At 66.9% G+C, this 17,869-nt stretch carries 17 protein-coding genes and 1 tRNA gene; 9 read left to right on the top strand and 9 right to left on the bottom strand.

The features are described 5' to 3' along the window. Positions 1-25 precede the first annotated feature (25 nt). Positions 26-2,506 carry an aminopeptidase N gene (gene pepN / locus LTA6_RS16875; protein WP_363546337.1) on the top strand — a complete coding sequence of 827 codons (2,481 nt, stop codon included), beginning with the start codon at positions 26-28 and terminating at the stop codon, positions 2,504-2,506. On the opposite strand, the gene LTA6_RS16870 is transcribed toward pepN, so the two are convergent. Both LTA6_RS16870 and LTA6_RS16865 read right to left on the bottom strand, forming a co-directional pair. Further along, positions 2,484-3,041, bottom strand: coding sequence for a GNAT family N-acetyltransferase (locus LTA6_RS16870; protein ID WP_341975020.1), 558 nt, complete (start codon positions 3,039-3,041; stop codon positions 2,484-2,486). The genes pepN and LTA6_RS16870 overlap by 23 nt on opposite strands. Continuing rightward, positions 3,041-3,679 (bottom strand): MBL fold metallo-hydrolase, encoded by a 639-nt coding sequence (locus tag LTA6_RS16865; protein ID WP_341975019.1) that lies wholly within the window; start codon positions 3,677-3,679, stop codon positions 3,041-3,043. The genes LTA6_RS16870 and LTA6_RS16865 overlap by 1 nt, the downstream gene beginning before the upstream one ends. Before the next feature lie 153 nt (positions 3,680-3,832). Between LTA6_RS16865 and LTA6_RS16860 the strand changes: the two genes are divergently transcribed. Beyond that, positions 3,833-3,905, top strand: a tRNA-Glu gene (locus tag LTA6_RS16860). A gap of 42 nt (positions 3,906-3,947) precedes the next feature. On the opposite strand, the gene LTA6_RS16855 is transcribed toward LTA6_RS16860, so the two are convergent. The 6 genes from LTA6_RS16855 to LTA6_RS16830 all read right to left on the bottom strand — a co-directional run bounded on the left by LTA6_RS16855 (position 3,948) and on the right by LTA6_RS16830 (position 9,636). Further along, entirely contained in the window at positions 3,948-5,273 is a 1,326-nt protein-coding gene (locus LTA6_RS16855) for an acyltransferase family protein (RefSeq protein ID WP_407358297.1), read from the bottom strand. A 43-nt stretch (positions 5,274-5,316) separates the two neighbouring features. Further along, positions 5,317-6,585, bottom strand: a complete 1,269-nt coding sequence (locus LTA6_RS16850) for an MFS transporter (RefSeq protein ID WP_363546343.1) — start codon at positions 6,583-6,585, stop codon at positions 5,317-5,319. Next, complete coding sequence (locus LTA6_RS16845) at positions 6,585-7,133, bottom strand: helix-turn-helix domain-containing protein (protein ID WP_341975016.1); 549 nt, start codon at positions 7,131-7,133, stop codon at positions 6,585-6,587. The genes LTA6_RS16850 and LTA6_RS16845 overlap by 1 nt, the downstream gene beginning before the upstream one ends. Positions 7,134-7,250: 117 nt before the next feature. Beyond that, positions 7,251-8,348 (bottom strand): DUF4349 domain-containing protein, encoded by a 1,098-nt coding sequence (locus tag LTA6_RS16840; protein ID WP_363546349.1) that lies wholly within the window; start codon positions 8,346-8,348, stop codon positions 7,251-7,253. Then, positions 8,345-8,896: a sigma-70 family RNA polymerase sigma factor gene (locus LTA6_RS16835; protein WP_341975014.1), complete on the bottom strand. Its 552-nt coding sequence runs from the start codon at positions 8,894-8,896 to the stop codon at positions 8,345-8,347. Before LTA6_RS16835 ends, LTA6_RS16840 begins: the two co-directional genes overlap by 4 nt. A 77-nt stretch (positions 8,897-8,973) precedes the next feature. Next, on the bottom strand, positions 8,974-9,636 hold the full coding sequence (locus LTA6_RS16830; RefSeq protein WP_363546352.1) for a TIGR00645 family protein: 663 nt from the start codon (positions 9,634-9,636) through the stop codon (positions 8,974-8,976). A gap of 174 nt (positions 9,637-9,810) precedes the next feature. Between LTA6_RS16830 and LTA6_RS16825 the strand changes: the two genes are divergently transcribed. The 7 genes from LTA6_RS16825 (at position 9,811) to LTA6_RS16795 (ending at position 17,336) form a co-directional block, all read left to right on the top strand. Beyond that, entirely contained in the window at positions 9,811-10,815 is a 1,005-nt protein-coding gene (locus LTA6_RS16825; protein WP_341975012.1) for a TerC/Alx family metal homeostasis membrane protein, read from the top strand. 162 nt (positions 10,816-10,977) lie between these two features. Next, positions 10,978-12,414: a 3-isopropylmalate dehydratase large subunit gene (leuC, locus tag LTA6_RS16820; protein ID WP_363546356.1), complete on the top strand. Its 1,437-nt coding sequence runs from the start codon at positions 10,978-10,980 to the stop codon at positions 12,412-12,414. A 2-nt stretch (positions 12,415-12,416) separates the two neighbouring features. Then, positions 12,417-13,013, top strand: coding sequence for a 3-isopropylmalate dehydratase small subunit (gene leuD, locus LTA6_RS16815; RefSeq protein ID WP_341975009.1), 597 nt, complete (start codon positions 12,417-12,419; stop codon positions 13,011-13,013). 77 nt (positions 13,014-13,090) lie between these two features. Next, entirely contained in the window at positions 13,091-14,458 is a 1,368-nt protein-coding gene (murA, locus tag LTA6_RS16810; protein WP_363546360.1) for a UDP-N-acetylglucosamine 1-carboxyvinyltransferase, read from the top strand. A gap of 5 nt (positions 14,459-14,463) precedes the next feature. Further along, positions 14,464-15,219, top strand: a complete 756-nt coding sequence (locus LTA6_RS16805; protein ID WP_363546363.1) for a lysophospholipid acyltransferase family protein — start codon at positions 14,464-14,466, stop codon at positions 15,217-15,219. After that, positions 15,209-16,342, top strand: coding sequence for an NAD(P)H-dependent glycerol-3-phosphate dehydrogenase (locus LTA6_RS16800; protein ID WP_341975006.1), 1,134 nt, complete (start codon positions 15,209-15,211; stop codon positions 16,340-16,342). The genes LTA6_RS16805 and LTA6_RS16800 overlap by 11 nt, the downstream gene beginning before the upstream one ends. Beyond that, positions 16,248-17,336, top strand: coding sequence for a D-alanine--D-alanine ligase family protein (locus tag LTA6_RS16795; protein ID WP_407358296.1), 1,089 nt, complete (start codon positions 16,248-16,250; stop codon positions 17,334-17,336). The genes LTA6_RS16800 and LTA6_RS16795 overlap by 95 nt, the downstream gene beginning before the upstream one ends. Positions 17,337-17,378: 42 nt before the next feature. On the opposite strand, the gene LTA6_RS16790 is transcribed toward LTA6_RS16795, so the two are convergent. Then, the gene (locus LTA6_RS16790; protein ID WP_341975004.1) at positions 17,379-17,846 is read right to left on the bottom strand and encodes a DUF3515 family protein; all 468 of its coding nucleotides are present in this window, start codon (positions 17,844-17,846) and stop codon (positions 17,379-17,381) included. Positions 17,847-17,869 lie beyond the last annotated feature (23 nt).

Genomic DNA, 17,869 nt, shown 5'->3' with positions numbered 1-17,869 from the left:
CCCTCCGCCGTGAAACGATGGAGGCATGAACTCAGCGAACCTCACCAGGGAAGAGACCGCGGCGCGATCCGCAGCGGTCACCCTGCGCAGCATCCGGGTCGAACTGGACCTGACCGGAGCCCCGGAGCGATCCCGCACCGGCTTCCCGACGACGACCACGCTCGAGTTCGACAGCACCGTTGCTGCAACCTGGCTCGACTTCATCGGCGAGAGCGTCGACCGTGTCAGCGTCAACGGCGTCGATCAGAGCATCGACTACGACGGCGCGCGCATCGCACTGACCGGCCTCGAACAGCGCAACATCGTGCGCGTCGAGGCGATCGGGGCGTACAGCCGCTCCGGCGAAGGCCTGCACCGCTTTCACGACCCGGCCGACGACGCGACCTACCTCTACACGCAGTACGAGCCGGCGGACTCACGGCGGGTCATGGCCTGCTTCGAGCAGCCCGATCTGAAGGCGTCGTACACCTTCGTGGTCGATGCCCCCGCAGGATGGGAGGTGCTTTCCAACCAGTCGCCGGCGACAGTCGATCGCGGCGTCGGAGTGCAGCGCGTCGAGTTCGCGCCCACCCTTCCGATCTCCAGCTACATCACCGCCGTCGCCGCCGGGCCGTACGTCCGGGTCGAGGGGGAGTGGCGCCGTGACGAACAGCACATCGCGCTCGGCGTCTTCGCACGGCGATCGCTGGCGCAGCACCTCGAGGCGGACGAGATCCTCGAGGTCACCGGGCAGGGTCTCGACTTCTTCACGGATGCCTTCGCCTACCCGTACCCGTGGGGGAAGTACGATCAGATCTTCGTTCCCGAGTACAACCTGGGCGCGATGGAGAATCCAGGCCTCGTCACTTTCACCGAGGCCTACCTGTCCCGAGGCGCGGCGACCGACGCGCAGCGCGCCGGCCGGGCGAACACGATCCTGCACGAGATGGCGCACATGTGGTTCGGCGATCTCGTCACGATGCGCTGGTGGGACGACCTGTGGCTGAAGGAGTCCTTCGCCGATTACATGGGATCGCACGCCTCGGCAGCCGCCACCCGCTACACCGATGCCTGGGCGAAGTTCGCCGCGAACCGCAAGGCGTGGGCCTATCAGCAGGACCAGCTCCCGACGACGCATCCGATCGTCGCCGACATCATCGACCTCGAAGCTGCGAAGCTCAATTTCGACGGCATCACCTACGCCAAGGGCGCTGCCGTGCTGAAGCAGCTCGTCGCCTTCGTCGGCGACGATGCCTTCTTCGAGGGTGCCAGACGCTACTTCGCGACCCACGCATTCGGAAACACCACGTTGGAAGACCTGCTCACGGAGCTGAACGCCGTATCCGGGCGGGACATGCGCGCCTGGTCTCGCGCGTGGCTGGAGACGACGGGAATGTCCACGATCCGGCTGGAGACGGATGCGGCAGGGCAGCGGACGATCGTGCAGAGCGATCCGCGACCACACCGGCTGCGCGTCGGAATGTACGAGCGGACCGACGGGCGCGTCGTGCGGCGCGAACAGATCTCCATCGACATCGCCGAGGAACGGACCCCGGTCGATCTCCCCGAGGCGGACCTCGTCATCGTCAACGATGACGACCTGACCTACGCGAAGGTGCGCCTCGACGAGCGTTCGCTGGCGTGCGTGGAAGAGTCCCTCTCCGACATCGAAGACCCGCTGGCGCGTGCCTTGGTCTGGTCGTCGCTGTGGAACGCCACTCGCGACGGGGAGCTGTCGGCCAGACGGTATCTCGCCGTCGTGCGCAACCACGCTCCGCGTGAATCCAGCATCGGTCTGCTCGTCGGAATCCTCGCCAACGCGGCGTTCGCTGTCCGCCACTTCGTCGCCGACGATGCGCGCGCCGACGAACAGCAGGCTTGGACGGCGGCGGCCTGGGCCGCACTGCAGGGTGCCGAGGCCAGGAGCGACGCTCAACTGTCGTGGGCACGCGCATATGCCTCCGCATCCGCGTACGACGGCACGCACAGCGGTGAGGTGCGCGCCCTCCTCGACGGGAGCGTGCCCGACGGCCTCACCGTCGATCCCGATCTGCGCTGGCAGCTGCTCACTGCACTCGCGACCACGGGGAATGCCACGGCGGAAGACATCTCGGACGAGCAGATGCGCGACGACACGGCAACCGGGCGCACGGCCGCGCGGCGCGCTCTCGCTGCACGCCCGGTGGCCGCCATCCGCGCGGCCGCGTGGGATGCGGCGTGGAACGACCTCACTCTGAGTAACGATCACCTGGACGCGGAGATCGCGGGGTTCCGTGCCGGTGGGCGCCGGGACCTGATCGCGGGATTCGACGAGGCCTACTTCTCGCTGATCGCCGAGGCCTGGCGCTCGCGCAGTATCGAACTGGCCCAGCGCCTCGTGGTCGGGATGTTCCCGGCTGCGGACTCGCTGGAACTCGTCGATGCCTGGCTCGAGGGCAACGCCTCAGCTCCGGCCGCCCTGCGTCGCCTGGTCATCGAGCAACGCGATCACCTGGCGCGCGATCTCAGGGTGCGGGCGGCGCACTGACGCTGGATGCCGGAGCGGCATCGACTTGCATGCCCATGACCGTGCGCACGATCCAGGGATGGGCGTGGTCGTCGGCGATGTGCGTCATGCCGAGCTTCTCGGCGACCCCGCGGGACGCGTCGTTGTCGGGATGGATGATCGCGGTCAGCAGGGTGGGCGCGAATTCGCGCCGAACCAGGTCGACACAGGCGCGAGCCGCCTCGGTCGCGAAGCCGCGACGCTGCATCGCTGCGCGCACTTGATACCCGACCTCGAGGAGAGGGACGCCATTGGCGGACTGCCAGGTGACGCCGCAGCCTCCGACGAACTCGCCATCGTGCGTCTCGATGATCCATAAGCCGTGACCGTCTTCGGCGTAGCGCTGCTGGTTCCGAGCGATCCAGTCGGCGCTCTCGTCCCGCGTCTTCGGTGCGGGATAGAAGGCCATGACCTCAGGGTCGCCGAGCATCGCGGCCATCGCGTCCAGATCCTCCGGCACCATCTCCCGGAATCGAAGCCGTGCGGTGGGTGCGGGAAGAAGCCGGCGGACCGGCATCAGAGGTCGATCGCTTCGCCGGGTTCCAGCGCGAAGAACTCGCCGGCTCCCTGTTCCGTCGCCCATTGTAGGCGCTGACGGTGCATGCCTTTGCCGATGACGGACAGCGTCATATCGTGGGTACCGAAAGCCCGGCGCGGCTGCACGGCGAGAACGAAATCCATCGCGTCGCCGATTCGCAGCCAGGGCGCCCCCAGGGGCGCGGCGAGCGTGTCCACTTCGACATCGACGGGCACCGCGTAGGAGTCGCCGGGGTAGTAGAGCTTGTCGTTCACCAGAACGCCCAGGTTCTCGATCGTGGGAAGCGAGGAGTGGATGACCGCGTGCTCACCGCCGAAGAAGCGCAACGTGAAGTCGCCCGCCTCGACCGTGTCACCCGGTGCGACGACCGTGATCTCGTAGCCTTCGGCGGCGCGTGCAACACCTGCGGGCGCGAAGATCGGCGTGCCGGGCGCCACGCGCAGGATGCGGTCGAGATGCTCCGGCGTCCAGTGATCCGGATGCTCGTGCGTGATCACGACGCCCACGAGGGCGGTGAGATCATTCAGCGGGGTCGTGAACGAACCCGGGTCGATCAGCAGGGTCCCTCCGGCCTCGTCGATCCGGAGGCAGGCGTGTTCGAATTTCGTGACGCGCATGAGACGAGTCAACTCCGTCCCCGCGCCCGGGGCAAACCCGTTCCCGTTCGCGCCACGCCCGGGCATCCGGTCGGTGCCGCCACGATTTTGCGGAGGGAGAATCGGCATGGCATACTTGAACGGTTGTCGCGGCACGGAAACGTTCCGCCAGACGGCCCCATCGTATAGCGGCCTAGTACGCTGCCCTCTCACGGCGGTAACGCGGGTTCGAATCCCGCTGGGGTCACACAACACGAAAGCCCTCGGTTCGCCGAGGGCTTTCGTCATTTCAGGCCACCGTGCGAGTCCACCGAGAACCTGTCATCCACAGCGCCACCCACGTCCCGACGAGGGCGACGGCTGCGAGCAGCAGATCGAGCCCATAGGCCGTGATCGCCAGCACCGGAACCACGAACAGCACGACAGCGACCACGGTCGTGGAAGGGGCGGAGAAGCGCGGGGTTCCGGACGCCGGGGCTTCCTCGAACCGCACCAGCCACAGCGAGAGCAACCATACGGCGCCCAGCACGACGACCAGGAACACCGGACGCGTCCACCACCAGGCGGGACTCCCCGGCGAGGGCATCGGAAGCGGCAGCAGCAGCTGAATGCCGGTGAGCACCATGATCATCGGTAGGTGCCAGAGGTAGATCGTCATCAGGCGGGAACCGAGCAGGAACACCACGGCCCGCGCGGGCCGGGTGCGCATGAGCGCGGTGAGTGGAGCGTGCAGGAGCGTGAGACCGGATGCCTGTACGACGGCGAGCACCGCCATCGTCGCGGTCGGCGGCCACTGATTGCCCAGCATGCTCCACGAGTAGCCGCCGATCGAAACCATTCCGAACAGCAGCGCATAACCCGCGACCATCAGCAGGGCGAGCTGCCACCAGCGGCGCTTCGCGAACCAGCCGTCGAACAGGAAGAATCCGACCTGCTGAGCGAACAGCCACACGAAGACGACGTTGGGGACCCCGACGAGCTCGTCGCCGAATCCATAGCCCGCCGACGGAACCGGGCCGACGCCGAGCACGCCCATCACGAGGACATATCGGACGGCGTCCACCAGGACCGCCGCGATGATCAAGGCGAGCGGGACCCATCCGCGGTAGCGCTCGTGCAGGCGCATCATGGTCGGCGAGAGCGCCTGCACGATCATGTACGCGGCCAGGAACCACAGGGGAGAGCCCACGCCGATCGCGATCGTGTCGACGAGCGCCGGGTCGAGGTCGATGATCCGCGTGGCGGCGAGCACCAGTGTGAAGAACGCGAACAGGGGGAGTGCCGGTCGCGCGAGGCGCGCCAGACGAATCCGGATGAACCGGTCGGCGGTCTCCCCGCGGGCGACGGCGGAGCGCCAGCCGGCCCGCGCAGCGTATCCGCCGACAACGAAGAACAGCGGCATGATGTTCGCGATCCAGGACGCCGGGGTGAACCAGGCCTGGAGCTCGACGGTGCGCTCGATGAGGAGAGATCCATCCGGGCGGTGGCCGACGCCGGTGAACAGGATGTGCACGAACACGACGAGCGCCACGCACGCGACCCGGGTGAGATCGAGCGTCAGATCTCGCCCGGCGGGCACGGTGCGAACCTTCGAATCAGTGGCGGCGCTGCTCATGCCGATGACTCTAGCGGGGTGTGATCGGGTCGTTCGAGGGGGCTCAGCGGGTTTCCGCGGTCTCGCGCGGAGCGACTGGCGGCTGACGGAGGGACAGCTCGCGGAACGTCCGGTTGCGCAGCGGAACGATCATGATCGCCGCCATGGCTGCTCCGTAGAGCGCGAACGGAACCCACAGCGCCGTCGCCGTTGCGAGCGCGCCGAAGCAGGCCATCGCGAGCGGCATCAGGCAGTCGTCTCCGAGCCGCGTGATCGACCCCATCCGTCCGAGGTAGGCGGTGTCGACGGTGGCCGCGAAGGTCGAACTCAGCAGCACGGATGCGTAGCCCGCGGTCGCGCCGATGAGGAATGAGGAGGCGGCGACGCTCCAGAGCGGCCCGAGACCCAGCGCCACGATGCCGGCGCCCTGAACGACAAGCGCCCAGAATCCGGCGTAGGCCTCGCGCCGGGGTCGCCACCGGGCGACTGAGACAGCGCCGAGTGCCGCGCCGAGGCCGAGGAGCGCTTCGAACAGCCCGAGTGCCTGCGCGCCCCAATCCTGGTCGTGTGCCCGCAATGCCAGACCGATTCCGACTGCCGGGCCCACGGCGAGATTCAGACCGGACAGGGCGATGACGAGCGTTCGGGTCGTCGGTGCTTCACGCAGATGGGCGAAGCCGCGGGCGATGCCGCGCAGCGCCGACTCCCGGTCGGCACGCGCGAGGGCGAACCGAGGCCGCAGCCAGATCGCGATGAACGCGACCACCAGAGTGAACGTCAGGGCGTTCACGGAGGCACTGCCACTGAGTCCGACATGCGCGACCAGGATGCCGCCGATCGCCGCGCCGGCCATACTGCCGAGTCGCGACGCGGTCTGCGAGACGGCGCTGTACGAGGGCAGGTCGGAAGGGCGCACCAGTTGCCGGGCGATCGTGCCCGCGGACGGTTCGTAGAATGCGTCGCAGACCCCGAACGCGATCGCCGCGAACAGCAGGACGGCGACGGACGGCGGTGTGGCGAGTACCCACAGCGCGACTGTCACCAGCACGACCACGCGGAGAGCGTTGAACAGCATCATGACGCGCCTCGCATCCGCCCGATCGGCGATGACTCCACCGAAGAGCAGGATCACCGCGCGTGGCACCGTTCCGGCGGCGATGATGAGACCGGCGACAGCGGGGGAGGTGATCTGCACGGCCGTCCAGGCGAGCGCGATCGTCCAGAGAGCGTCGCCGGCGTCGGAGAGCGCCTTCACGCCGATCCAGGCGTGCACCGCGATGTCGCGACGAAACACCGGTGGTTCGCGCAGCTGAAGTGGTTCGGTGGCGGTCATCACGGCTCCGTCGGGAAGGCGTGGGCGAAGAAGAAGACGGGCGTTCGCTCGCGACCGTCGGCCCTGTCGATCGATGTGCGCCAGTCGGCGAGGGTGCGGCCCAGCCGCTCGGAGAGATCCTGCAGCTCGGCGGGGGTCGCCCACCCGAGTGTCTCGATGTTGAAACCGTCGTAGTCCGGCAGCTCACGCGCGCGATGGCGTCGGCGCCAGCGCTGCAGTCGATCGATCTGCCCGCGGATGCCGTTCCGCTCCGCCTCGCGCGCAAGCAGCGCATCCGCCGGCGCGTCGGCGTAGTCATCGGCCGACCAGGTGAAGCTGTGCCGGGACAGCACCCACCAACTGGTCCGACGGTCACCGTCGGGGTCTTCCGCGCGTTCGACCACGCCCGCCCGCTCGAGCATCCGCAGATGGTGGCTGATGCTGCCGACCTGGCTGTCGAGCGCGCGCGAGATCGCCGTCACCTGAGACGTCCCGTAGAGCAGCAGGTAATCGAAGATGCGGCGTCGGAGCGGGTGGTGCACGGCGGTGATCACGGAGATGTCTTCCACGTCGACAACGCTATGCACGGACGATCAAGAGCACAAGACTTCTTGTATACCCCGGAAAATCAATGAAAAGTCGCTCCCGAGATGAACTCGGGAGCGACTTTTCGTCAGTGTTCCGTCTCAGCTCTCATCGGAGGCGGTCGCCGCCGCCCTGCGATGACGGCGAGCCCTTCGGATCAGCCAGATCACGAGCACGATGATGCCGACGACGCCCAGCCAGGGGAGGACGAATCCGAGCGCGATCACCAGGGCATTGAGCGACACGACGAGGCCGTTCCAGCCGGCGAGCAGTCCATCGCCGAAACCGGCGGGGTCCGCCGTCGTCGGCGCCGCGGTCTCCGTGAGTTGCACCTGCAGCGTCGACATGGCGACCTGGTCCTCCAGAGCAGCGAGCTGCTGTTCGTACGACTCCAGCTGGGCCTGACGGTCGGTCAGCGCGACCTCTGCCTCGATGAGCTCAGAGACACTGCCCGACTGCGACATCAGCTCGGTCAGGCGCACCACCGATGCCCGGGTGGCCTCCACCCGTGCCCGCAGATCGATGGCTGTCGACGTCACGTCCTGCTTGGAGATCGACGTGGAGAGCACGTCTCCGGAGTTCTTGAGAGCTTCGATCACGGCGGTGAGGTCGGCAGACGGAACGCGGATGCTGATCCATCCGTATCCGGCGTTCGGGGGAGCGGGCATCGACGTGTCGACGGTCGCGAGCGACTTGCCGATGTCGGTGCTCTCCACGTATCCGCCGTGCTCCTCGGCGAGAGTGGAGATCGCTGCCGCCGCTTTCGCGATGTCCTTCACCTGGACGGTGGCGTTCGCGTTGGCGATGATCTCGCGGGCGGATGCTTCGTCCGCCGCCAGCGGGACCATCTCGGTCGCTCCGCCTGAGCTGTCGGCGTCGGACTTGGGCGCGCTTTCGGCGGAAAGGTCCTGTGCGCCGCTGTCGTACTCCGTCCCGGTGCTCCAGCCGTCAGCGGTACTCGTGGCTCCTCCGGAGCCGACGATGCCGAGGATCGGGGGCGTGACGAGCACGCCGACCACGAACGCCGCGGCGATTCCGCCGCCGGTGAGCCAGCGTCGGCGTCGGGTACGGGCACGGTCGACAGACGGGCGCGCCGACGGCCGCTGTGCTGCGATCTCCGTGAAAACCGCGTTCTCGATGCGGTCGATGGTCGCATCCGACAGCGGCGGCAGTGTCTCGGTGGTGGTCTGGTCGTTCATGCGTCTCTCGCTTCCTTCACGGCGCCGCGCAACTGAGTGCGCACTCGGGAGAGACGGTTCCGAACGACCGCATGACTGACCCCCAGCTCTTCGGCGGCCGCCTGATAGGCGTATCCCTCCGAAGCGCACAGCCGGAAGATCTCCTGGTCGAGTTCGCTCAGCGAACCGACCTCCTCGGCGATCCGTGCGGCGAGTGCGGCGGTGATGACCTGCTCCTCGACGCTGACCGTGTCCGGCAGCGTCTCATCAGCGGCATCCGTGGTGTGCGCCTGGTCGCGACGGCGCTGCCGAAGACGATTCGCTGCCTGGAATCGGCAGATGGTCGCCAGCCACGGGAGGATCGATTCCCCCTGCAACTCGAAGTCGGGCAGCTTGCGCCATGCGACCACGAAGGTCTCCTGGGTGACGTCCTCGGCATCGGCGGGCGAGCCGAGGATGCCGTGGGCGATCCAGTAGACCGGACGCACGTGGGCTCGGTACAGCTCCCGGAAGGCGCTCTCGTCACCCGCCGCGGCCTGTGCCGCCCATCTCTGATCAGTCGTCTGCACGGGGCATCCTGTTCCGTTCGGTGTCTCTCACCCTGAAAGTGTCGACGGATGCCCCATCGTCTCAGAAGACGTCCGGATCAGTGCGCCGGCTGCGCGTGAGCCTTGGCCAGCGTCTGCTGGGACATCCGGTCGATCCACGCGAGGGCGATGGCAGAGAGGATGAACACCATGTGGATGACGACCTGCCAGAGCACGCCGGTGGGGGTATAGCTGCCGAGGCCATCCACCTCGGAGGAGGAGACACCGTCCGCATCCATGTTGCCGACGGCGATGAAGGTCTTCAGCAAGTGGATCGAGGAGATGCCGATGATCGCCATCGCAAGCTTCACCTTGAGCACGTTGGCGTTCACGTGCGAGAGCCACTCCGGCTGATCGGGGTGTCCTTCGGTGTTGATGCGCGACACGAAGGTCTCGTAGCCGCCGATGATGACCATGATGAGCAGGTTCGCGATCATCACCACGTCGATGAGTCCGAGGACCGCCAGCATGATCGTTGCTTCGTTGATGTGGGTGATGTCGCTGAAGACATCCTCTGCGATCAGGTGCCAGAGCTCGACCATGAAGACGATGACGTAGACGATCTGGGCGACGATCAGTCCGAGGTAGAGGGGAGCCTGCAACCAGCGGCTGACGAAGATGAGAGAGCCGATGGCGCGGGCCCATGAATTCTGGGCCGGGGTCTCGAGGGGAGCGATGCCGTGTTCGACGTGTTCATGCGAAGTCTGTGTCACGACGACCATTTCATCATGTTCGGGATGCTCCGGTAGCATTGTCGTGCGAGAGGGAGTATCCCATTTCCGCGCGCATCGTCATCACGAGCATCATCTTCGCTGCTCCGGGCGCGCGACGCACTCTGTGCGGGGGAGAGACTTTCGGCTCATTTCCGACCCTCCCTCGAAAGGTGCAGTGCGCCCTTGGAAATTCCTGTCTGGTTCGAAATCACCTCGATGGTCGTGCTCACGATCATCCTGATCGCCGATCTTCTGCTCGTCCGGCTCCGCCCGCACATCCCCTCCACCAAGGAGTCGACGCTGTGGGTCCTCTTCTATGTCAGCCTTGCGCTGATCTTCGCCGTGCTCCTCGGCAACGTCGGCGGGTGGAAGAACGCAGGAGACTTCATCACCGGTTGGGCGCTGGAGTACAGCCTCTCCATCGACAATCTCTTCGTCTTCGTGCTGATCATGGCGCAGTTCGCCGTGCCTCGCCGCCTGCAGCAGCAGGTGCTGATGGTCGGCATCATCATCGCGCTCGTGCTGCGCGGCGCCTTCATCCTCGTCGGCGTCGCCATCATCGAGCACTTCTCGCCGATCTTCTACATCTTCGGTGCGTTCCTCATCTGGACGGCGATCCGCCAGGCGATGCCAGAGGGTGATCATGAGGGCGAGGTGCAGCGCGAGAACTTCATCGTCCGGCTGCTGCGCCGTCGCATCGACATCAGCGAGGAGTACGACGGCTCGAAGCTGCGCACGACGGTCGACGGCAAGCGCATGTTCACCCCGATGGTCATCGTGTTCATCACCATCGGCGTGACGGATCTCATCTTCGCGATCGACTCGATCCCGGCCATCTTCGAGATCACGACCAACGGCTTCCTCGTCTTCGCGGCCAACATCTTCGCGCTGATGGGGCTCCGTCAGCTCTACTTCCTGCTGGGCGACCTGCTGGATCGCCTCAAGTACCTGCACTACGGCATCGCGGTCATCCTCGGCTTCATCGGCGTCAAGCTGATCCTGCACGCCCTGCACGAGAACGAACTGCCGTTCATCAACGGCGGGCAGCACGTCGAGTGGGTGCCGGACATCGACAACATGGTCTCGCTCGGCGTGATCCTGGCGTCCATGACGGTGGCGACGATCGCCAGCCTCATCTCGTCCTCTCGCGAGAAGCGCGCCGAGAACAAGGCGTCGATCGTCGAGTAACAGCGTTCACGAAGGGACGGACCACCCGTCGCAGCGGTGTAAACTGACCGCATGCGGCGGGTGGTTCTCCTTCTTAGCGGCCGCGACGAGACCTCGATCTAGGCCTCTCTCGTCGCGGAGTTCAGCGTGGGCCGAACCTCGATCCCAGGAGACAGCGACATCATGACCCCCGACGCCACCGAGACTTTCCACGGTCCGCGCACGCTTGCCGAGAAGGTCTGGGACGACCATCTCGTCGTCAAGGGCGAGAACGGCGAGCCCGATCTCATCTACATCGACCTGCACCTCGTGCACGAGGTCACCAGCCCGCAGGCGTTCGATGGTCTGCGCTCTGAGGGACGCCCGCTGCGCCGACTCGACCTCACGATCGCCACTGAAGACCACAACACCCCGACGTGGGACATCGACAAGCCCATCGCAGACCTCACCAGCCGCACGCAGATCGAGACGCTGCGTCGCAACGCCGCGGAGTTCGGTGTGCGTCTGCACTCGCTGGGCGACGCCGAGCAGGGCATCGTGCACGTCGTCGGCCCGCAGCTGGGGCTGACGATGCCGGGTATCACCGTCGTCTGCGGCGACTCGCACACCTCGACCCACGGCGCCTTCGGCGCGATGGCCTTCGGGATCGGCACCAGCGAGGTCGAGCACGTGATGGCGACGCAGACGCTGCCGTTGAAGCCGTTCAAGACGATGGCGATCAACGTCGACGGGACACTGCGCGCCGGCGTCACCGCGAAGGACATCATCCTCGCCGTGATCGCGAAGATCGGCACCGGCGGGGGACAGGGCTTCGTCCTGGAGTTCCGCGGGAGCGCCATCCGGGCGCTCTCGATGGAGGGACGGATGACGATCTGCAACATGTCGATCGAGGCGGGTGCGCGCGCAGGGATGGTCGCCCCGGACGAGACGACATTCGCGTATCTGGAAGGTCGGCAGCACGCGCCCAAGGGCCAGGACTGGGAGGACGCCGTCGCTTACTGGCGGACTCTCCCGACCGATGACGGTGCCGTCTTCGATGCCGAGGTGTTCATCGACGCCGATGAACTCGAGCCGTTCGTGACCTGGGGCACCAACCCGGGGCAGGGCAGCTCGCTGTCGGCATCCGTGCCGAACCCGGCCGACATCGCCGACCCGAATGAGCGGGCGGCCGCACAGCGGGCGCTCGAGTACATGGCGTTGACCCCGGGAACCCCGCTCAAGGACGTGCCGGTGGATGCCGTGTTCATGGGCTCCTGCACCAACAGCCGGATCGAGGACCTGCGCGCCTTCGCGTCCGTCATCCAGGGCAAGAAGAAGGCCGACGGCGTGCGCGTGATGGTCGTGCCCGGTTCGGCGCGTGTACGCCTGGAGGCCGAGGCCGAGGGGCTCGACAAGATCATCACCGACTTCGGTGCGGAGTGGCGCTTCGCCGGGTGCTCGATGTGCCTCGGCATGAATCCCGACCAGCTCGCCCCAGGCGAACGCTGCGCCTCGACCTCGAACCGCAACTTCGAGGGCCGCCAGGGCAAGGGCGGTCGCACGCACCTGGTGTCGCCGCTCGTCGCCGCCGCCACCGCGATCCGCGGAACCCTGTCCAGCCCGAGCGATCTGGAGGCCTGATCATGGAGAAGTTCACCACCCACACCGGCATCGCCGCACCGCTGAAGCGGTCCAACGTCGACACCGACCAGATCATCCCCGCCGTCTTCCTGAAGCGCGTCACCAAGACGGGGTTCGAGGACGCACTCTTCCATGCCTGGCGGCAGGATCCGGACTTCGTGCTCAACCAGGAGCCGTTCCAGGGCGCCTCGGTACTCGTCGCCGGATCCGACTTCGGTACCGGCTCCAGCCGCGAGCACGCCGTCTGGGCGCTGCGCGACTTCGGGTTCCAGGTCGTGCTCAGCCCGCGCTTCGCCGACATCTTCCGCGGGAACTCCGGCAAGCAGGGTCTCCTCGCAGCGACGATCTCCGAGGAGGATCTCGAGCGGATCTGGGCGGAGATCGACGCGAATCCGGGTGCGCAGATCACCGTGGACCTGCAGGCACGCACGGCGACGATCGGTGGCATCCAGGCCGACATCGGGATCGACGATTACACTAGGTGGCGGCTCCTCGAAGGGCTCGATGACATCGGGCTCACGCTGCGCAACGAAGACAAGATCGCGCAGTTCGAGGCCCGTCGCGAGTCGTGGCGGCCACGTACCCTCCCCGTGCAGTGACACGGACCGGGTCGTGAGTCAGGGGCAGACCGCCCCGCGGCGACCGCCGCAATCCGTGGAATGAAGTGAGGCTCCGAATGACGACACCCGTGCGCGATGCTCTTCCGGATGGAGTTCCTGCTCTCACCGGAGACGTCCTCAGCATTCGAGGAGGACGCCCGCTGCGCGGCCGCGTCGATGTCAAGGGCGCCAAGAACCTGGCGACGAAGGCGATGGTCGCTTCTCTCCTCGGAGAGACGGTCAGCGTGCTGCGCGACGTCCCGGCCATCAGTGACGTCGCGGTCGTGCGCTCGCTGCTCGAGGTGCACGGCGTCCGCGTGAGCGAGGGCGACGAGCCCGGTGCTCTCGTCTTCGACCCGAGCGACGTGGAGTCCGCCCACTTCGAGGAGATCGACGCGCACGCAGGTGCATCGCGGATCCCGATCCTGTTCTGCGGTCCGCTCCTGCATCGCCTCGGACAGGCGTTCATCCCGGACCTCGGCGGCTGCCGCATCGGCGACCGGCCGATCGACTTCCACCTGGATGCGCTCCGCAAGTTCGGCGCGATCGTCGAGAAGCTGCCCAGCGGCATCCGCCTCTCGCGTCCGAACGAGCGACTGCACGGCGCGAACATCCACCTCCCGTACCCGAGTGTCGGCGCCACCGAGCAGGTGCTGCTGACCGCCGTGCGCGCAGAGGGTGTCACCGAGCTTCGCAACGCGGCCATCGAGCCCGAGATTATGGATCTCATCGCCGTCCTGCAGAAGATGGGCGCGATCATCTCCTACGAGCCCAACAGGGTCATCGTGATCGAGGGAGTCGAGAAGCTCCGCGGCTACGATCACCGTTCGATCTTCGACCGCAACGAAGCCGCGTCCTGGGCATCCGCTGCGCTCGCGACCGACGGCGAGATCTTCGTCGGCGGCGCCAAGCAGCAGGAGATGCTGACGTTCCTGAACGTGTTCCGTAAGGCGGGCGGCTGGTTCGACATCCAGGAGGACGGCATCCTGTTCCGCCGCGACGGCGAACTGCACCCTGTGGTCATCGAGACCGACGTGCACCCTGGCTTCATGACCGACTGGCAGCAGCCGCTGGTGGTCGCGCTGACCCAGGCGCGCGGCCGCTCCGTCGTGCACGAGACCGTCTATGAGAACCGGCTGGGCTTCACCGACGCGCTGGTCAAGATGGGCGCCGACATCGTCGTGCACCCGCGCGGACTCCAGGACGGCCCTCGTCGCGTGCCGCGTCGCGACCTGGAGCAGGCGGCCGTGATCACCGGTCCGACGCCGTTGCACGGCGCCGACATCGTGGTTCCGGACCTCCGTGGCGGCTACAGCCACGTCATCGCTGCGCTGACCGCACAGGGCGAGTCCCAGGTCTCCGGCGTCGACATCCTCAGCCGCGGCTACGAGAAGTTCCTCGCCAAGCTCGACGCCGTCGGCGCCGACTTCGACGTCATCCGGTGACCCCGATGGGTTCTTCGTCGCCCGAGAAGAGCCGGCCCAGCCTGTTCTGGCCGCTTGCGGCGCTCGTCATCCCGGCGGTCTCGCTGCTCGCGAAGATCCGCGTCACCGGGCGTGAGAAGCTTCCCCGCGACGGCGCCTTTGTACTCGCCCCCAACCATTACTCGGAGTTCGATCCGCTGATCGTCGCTGTCGCCGTCTGGCGGCTGGGGCGAGCGCCGCGATTCATGGCGAAGGACAGTCTGTTCCGCGTCCCGGTGCTCGGGTGGTTGCTGCGCAAGACCGGGATGATCCCCGTCGCCCGCACTTCGTCCGCGTCCGCGGCGAAACAGACCATGAGACAGTCGAAAGAGCTCGTCGAGCACGGCAGGGGGGTCATCGTGTACCCCGAGGGCACGCTCACGCGTGACCCCGAGCTGTGGCCGATGCGGGGCAAGTCCGGCGCAGTGCGCCTCGCTCTCGCCGGCGACATCCCGCTGATCCCGATGGCGCAATGGGGCACCCAGGCGATCATGGGGCGCTACCAGAAGAAGCTCAGCATCTGGCCGTTGCGCAAGCCGGTGCAGGTGATCATCGGAGATCCTGTCGACCTCTCGGATCTGAAGGGCCGGGGGAGCGAACAGGCCGTGCTCAACGAGGCGACCACACGCCTGATGAACGCGATCACCGTTCTTCTCGAGGAGCTTCGCGACGCGAAAGCGCCGGCAGAGCGCTGGAATCCGGCGACGCACGGCCAGAAGGAGACCGGTCGCCTTGAACCCTAAGAGAACTCTCCCCACCGGTCCCAAGGTCGCTGTGGTGGGTGCCGGCAGCTGGGGCACCACCTTCGGCAAGATCCTCGCCGACGGCGGAGCGCAGGTGACCATGTGGGCCCGCCGGGCCGAGCTCGCGCACGAGATCGACGAGGCGAAGCGGAACTCCCGCTACCTGCCGGGCATCAATCTCCCGCGATCGATGGCGGCGACGCACGAGCTCGCCCTGGCACTCCAGGGCGTCGAGCAGGTGTACCTTTCGGTTCCCAGTCAATCCCTGCGTGAGAACCTCAAGGCGCTGCGCCCGCTCCTCGCGGACTCCGACGCCAAGATCGTCAGCCTGATGAAGGGCGTCGAACGAGGCACCGGGCTTCGGATGAGCCAGGTCATCGAGCAGGAGATGCAATGCGACCCCGATCGCATCGCCGTGGCATCCGGGCCGAACCTCGCGCTGGAGATCGCGAAGGAGCAGCCGACCGCTGCGGTGATCTCCTCGCGCAGTCGGGAGACCGCCGAGACGATCGCCCGCGCCGCGCGCAACAGCTACTTCCGGACCTTCGTGAACACTGATGTCATCGGCACCGAGTTCGGCGGTGTGCTGAAGAACCTCATCGCCGTCGCGATCGGCATCGTCGACGGCGTCGGATACGGCGAGAACACGAAGGCCTCGATCATCACCCGCGGACTCGTGGAGATGACGGACTTCGCCGTCGCCAACGGCGCGCATCCGGAGACGCTGCAGGGTCTGGCCGGACTCGGCGACCTCATCGCCACCTGCCAGTCGCCGCTGAGCCGCAACAACACGGCCGGGCGCCTGCTCGGCCAGGGATACAGCTTCCAGGACGTCGTCAAGCAGATGCAGCAGACTGCGGAGGGACTCGCGTCGGTCGCCCCCATTCTGCAGCTCGCACGCGAGTCCGAGGTGGACATGCCCATCGTCGAACAGGTGAAGATGGTGCTCGACGGGAAGATGAACCCCCGCGACATCGCACCGCACCTGACGACGGACGACGACACCCCGCAGGGTGAGAGGACCAACCATGGACAAGCAGACGGTGGTGGTGCTCTTCGGAGGGCGCTCCAGCGAGCATTCGATCAGTTCCGCAACGGCGGGCGGGGTACTGGGCGCGATTGATCGCGATCGCTACCGGGTGATCCCGGTGGGGATCACCCGCGACGGCGCTTTCGTGCTCGAAGAGGACCGTCCGGAGAAGTTCCCATTGGAGGCGGAGCACCTGCCTGAGGTCGTCGACAACGGCACTCGGATGCTGTGGCCCGAACCCGGCGGCGAACGCACGCTGCGCGTCGTGCACCCCGACGGCGTGACGGAGGGGCTCGGCGAAGTCGACATCGTACTGCCGCTCCTGCATGGCCTGCACGGCGAGGACGGTGCGATCCAGGGCTTCTTCGAGGTCATCGACATGCCTTACGCCGGCTGCGGCATCCTGGATTCCGCCATCTCCCTCGACAAGCACTTCACCAAGCTCGCACTGAGCTCCGCCGGTATCGCAGTGTCGCCAGGGATCACCGTGCGTCGCGCGCAGTGGTCGGCGGATCCGTCGGCCGTCCGCGCGCAGATCGCAGCGCTCGGTCCCGTGGTGTTCGTCAAACCGGCCGGTGCCGGCTCGAGCGTCGGCGTGTCGCGGGTCGATGACGGCGAAGGGCTGGATGCCGCTCTCGAGATCGCCTTCGCCGAGGACGAGAAGGTCCTCGTCGAGTCGCGGGTCGAGGGGCGCGAGATCGAGGTCGGTGTGCTCGCCGGTCGTGGCGGGCAGAGGCCACGAGCATCGCTGCCTGGCGAAGTCGTGCTGACATCGCGCAGTTTCTACGACTTCGAGGGCAAGTACCTCGGCGGTGACGGCGTCGAGATCGTCTGCCCTGCCGATGTCGACGACGAGTTGATCGAGCGTCTGCGTGAGACGGCGGTGCGCGTCTTCGAGGCCGTGGACGGCAAGGGCCTCGCCCGCGTCGATTTCTTCGTCACGGCGTCCGGCGAGCTCATCGTCAACGAGCTGAACACGATGCCGGGGTTCACTCCGATCTCGATGTTCCCGAAGTGCTGGATCGCGTCCGGCCTCGGTTACGGCGAGCTCATCACCGAGCTCATCGAATCGGGTCTGGACCGCTGAGGTTCGAGTGCGGCGGTCCGTCTCCGCTCAGGCGGAGCGGACCTAGCCGCGCTCTGTGCAGCGCGCGGTGGCCGGCGCGAGTCCGGACTGGATGCTCTTGGAGATCGTGTCGACGACGGTGGCGAAGTCGAACTCCTCGCCCCGCTTGATGGTCACTTCGATCGCAGGATCCCGGCCGTAGGTGACGAGGCGCTGCCTGGTGTCCTCCTGATCCAGTACGAGCCAGTCGACGCCGCCGATCGTCGTGCAATCCAGGGCGGACGGGGCAGGCGGAGCAACCCCGCAGCGCAGCACGATGCTCGGGTCGCCCCATGCGCCGGTCGCCTGCGCATCGGTCCAGACGCGGTCAAGGCCTGCCACGTTCTCGGGCAGGAGCACGGAGACGTCGGCGCAGGCGGGATCGTTCGCGGCGTCGGCCGGTTCCAGATGCACTGTGGTGGAGCATCCGGAAAGGGCGGAAGCCACGATCAGAGCGCCCGCGGCGACTGCGAGGCGACGAGAGCGGAACATGGTTCCAGGCTACCTTTGACAGC

The organism is Microbacterium sp. LTA6, assembly GCF_045690355.1.
Classification (GTDB): Bacteria; Actinomycetota; Actinomycetes; order Actinomycetales; family Microbacteriaceae; genus Microbacterium.
The sequence above is the reverse complement of the archived record's forward strand: the minus strand, read 5'-3'. Positions and strand labels throughout refer to the sequence as shown.